This window comes from Methanohalobium sp., from assembly GCF_018609725.1.
Taxonomy (GTDB): Archaea; Halobacteriota; Methanosarcinia; order Methanosarcinales; family Methanosarcinaceae; genus Methanohalobium.
On sequence record NZ_JAHENT010000005.1, the window covers coordinates 1 to 3059 of the forward strand.

At 34.4% G+C, this 3059-nt stretch carries 4 protein-coding genes and 1 pseudogene; 4 read left to right on the top strand and 1 reads right to left on the bottom strand.

Annotated elements, in window-relative coordinates:
• Positions 1–519 (bottom strand): hypothetical protein (locus tag QZ276_RS00120; RefSeq protein ID WP_292484146.1); only part of this gene is annotated, 519 nt, incomplete at its 3' end.
• A 169-nt stretch (positions 520–688) separates the two neighbouring features.
• On the opposite strand from QZ276_RS00120, the gene QZ276_RS00125 reads away from it, so the two are divergent.
• The 4 genes and pseudogenes from QZ276_RS00125 (at position 689) to QZ276_RS00135 (ending at position 2883) form a co-directional block, all read left to right on the top strand.
• Positions 689–1291 (top strand): PGF-pre-PGF domain-containing protein, encoded by a 603-nt coding sequence (locus QZ276_RS00125; RefSeq protein ID WP_292484148.1) that lies wholly within the window; start codon positions 689–691, stop codon positions 1289–1291.
• Between the two features lie 37 nt (positions 1292–1328).
• Positions 1329–1501 (top strand): annotated as a pseudogene (locus tag QZ276_RS11510) (methanogen output domain 1-containing protein).
• 216 nt (positions 1502–1717) lie between these two features.
• Positions 1718–2518, top strand: a complete 801-nt coding sequence (locus QZ276_RS00130; RefSeq protein WP_292484150.1) for a hypothetical protein — start codon at positions 1718–1720, stop codon at positions 2516–2518.
• Positions 2518–2883: a DUF4870 domain-containing protein gene (locus QZ276_RS00135; protein WP_292484152.1), complete on the top strand. Its 366-nt coding sequence runs from the start codon at positions 2518–2520 to the stop codon at positions 2881–2883. The genes QZ276_RS00130 and QZ276_RS00135 overlap by 1 nt, the downstream gene beginning before the upstream one ends.
• The last annotated feature ends 176 nt before the right edge of the window (positions 2884–3059 follow it).

Genomic DNA, 3059 nt, shown 5'->3' on the forward strand with positions numbered 1-3059 from the left:
GTCGTTATCCCTAATACAGATTTTACCATCAAGACAGGTATTGTCTGAATCTGTTGGATCTATAGAATTATTAGAATCCTCAGTCAAATGTATAATTCCATACCCACCATATGATTTTGTTTCATATTTGAAATTGTTTCTATCTTTATCAGGTATGATGTACTTCTTGTTAGTCTGTATCTTATCTATAAAATTTATAACTTTATCCTCATCTGGTTCAGTCCATATATCATCTAGCATTTCTGAATTGTATACATCCAGATTCTGAAGTATTTTTAATGAGTCATCTAATCCTTTATTCCACAAAAGATATTCTGCATACTTAACCAAATAATCCTTTTCTTTATCAACCGCTATTTCATTGTGGGTGTTGTATCCACAAAACATACAAAAATCAGTACTTTCTCCTGTTTCTATGTTATTGATATGGATTTTTCCATCCATGTCACATAGGGGACAGGTGACTGCCTCTTTTAACATCTTGTCAAGTGCAGCGGGGGTTTGTTCGTGGGGGTTCAATTTTACTACACCTCTCAATTATTATGTATATACACTAAACCATATAAAGATTCCGTGATATTATGTAACATTCTTCTCGAAGTTTTTATACTAATTTTTTTATACTAATTTTGTAAACATATCCACTTTCGTGTATATGCTTATAGTCAGCTACCAATGAATAAAGTAGTTGGCTTTCACGTACCCCTGTTGCCCCACTTTCGTAATCAACTATGTCAGATTCAACGCTCTGAAAAACAGTGGTGATATATCAACAACCATTGAAGTATTAAATGACACTTCAGCGTTGGTAGAAGATAAACCACCCGGTATAATCTACCGCAATGTCAATATGTGGGTAGGTAAAACAGGATTTGCAACACCAGAAAACATTGAAAATCCAGTGATAAGTTTCAAAGTAGAAAAATCATGGATTAAAACCAACGGTATCAATGAATCAGATATAAAGCTGTTGAGGTTCAATGGTAGTGAATGGTCTACACTGACTACCCAGAAAGTAAATGAAGATCAAGATTACATCTATTTCGAATCCGAAACCACTGGATTTTCACCATTTGTAATAACTGCCATGGATACAGAAGATTCTGATGAATCAACTTCCCACGATAATGAGATAGCCATGGAGACCAACGAAACTCCAGAAGAGTCTACAGATACAACAAATGAATCAGATCCAGAAAGTGAAACAAATGATTCAAACAGTATACCAGGATTTGGAGCTTTAATCGCAATTGGGCTTATATTAGTGGTCTACTATATCAAAAGAAGCTGATAGTAAAGATAATGTTCTTTTTGAACTGGAAAACACCATCTGTCCATGGGGTGCTTCTCAGGCAAAAATGAACCCTATTTTATGCAACCTTACCAAAAAATATTCTACAATGTAGCCTCAAAAGCGTATAGCAACGTATCGATCAATACAGTTAAAACCATTGGTAATGGGAACTGCTCGTGCTATTTTGAAATTTTAAAAAATTTTTAACTAAAATATACATACACTCTTTTTATCAGGCTACTTTACGAAAAACGGGGCGCAGGGCAGAGAAAGTCCACTAGTTCAGAGCTTGTCCTACAATTCGATACTATCAATATTTGTTTATTTTATTAATTAATGGATAAATCCCTTTAATTTTCGATACTTTTATAATATATTTCATTACATAGTTTAATATGCTTAACAATGTAGGGGGTACATAAAATGGGAAAAATATACCTGACATTAATATTGCTATTATTTGGTGTAATATCAATAAGTGGATGTGTAAATGGAGATGGAGAATCAGAGCCTGATGGAATAGAGATTCCAAATGATTATGAGGTTACTAATCAATTTAATGTTGACGAGGTAACCATAACTCAATATGTAGTAGATACAGAAGATTCTTCTGGTGTTTTAAATGAGTTGAGGCAATCTGCAGAGGACGAAGGATGGAATGTAAGGGCCGAATGGGAAGGAGATATTGCTGGATACGACGTTGGAGTTGTACTTGAGAAAGATAATGAGTTTATAGCATTGAACGCGGTGGAATCTGACGGTCAAACCGATGCCTGGGTTATACAGGGTCCTATAGATGTAATTGGTACTGATGGTAGCGGTACTGCAGACACAGGGGGAGATGATGAAACAGATTCTGGTGAAAGTGCACCTACAACAGACGTAGGGGGTGAGGACATACCAGATGTTCCTAGATACCCTGATTCTGTTAGAACAGAATACACGTCAGTAGATGAAAAGGGAAAAATTATCAAATATATAACTGATGATAGTCCAGAGGATGTCATGAATTTCTACTTAGATACGCTGGAAGCTGAAGGGTGGACAAATATTAGATCCGGAGATGAAAGTGATAGTAGTGGTGAACTAATAAGATATATACAAGGTTTTAAAGAAGACGAAAACAGAGTTGTATCAATTGAAATAGGACCCACTAACAAATATGATAAATATGATGATAAAATTGAAATCCACATAGGTTTAGATGAAGAAGGTGGTTCCTGATGAGTCAAAACGAAACTAGTATAGGTTTAAGTGAAAATATTGCCGGTGTATTGGCCTATGTATTAGGCTTTATATCGGGCATTATTTTTCTATTTATAGAGAAGGAAAATGAATCCGTTAGGTTCCATGCAGCCCAATCAATTGTAGTATTTTGTGCACTTTTCATACTAAACATAGTTATAAGTGCGATTGCTGGAATCTTGGCATTTGGATTCTTAAGTTTTATTTCAATGATATTGTCGTTTATAGCCACATTGATAGGTCTTATAACTATTATATTGTGGATTTACCTTATGTTTATGGCATATAAAGGAAACCAGACTAGATTACCTGCAGTTGCGGAAATTGCAGATAAGTTATTATAACTTTACTTTTTTAGTTATTCTTTGAAAAATTGCAATTTAACGTTATAATATGTCTGATTCTATTTTTTCTTTTCATGAGAAAGTGAACTACCACTTGGCTAAAGACCAAAGTGGCTTACTGTTTCATCCTTTTTTCTCACTCTAAATCAAACTCCATCCTTATATTACATTTTAAA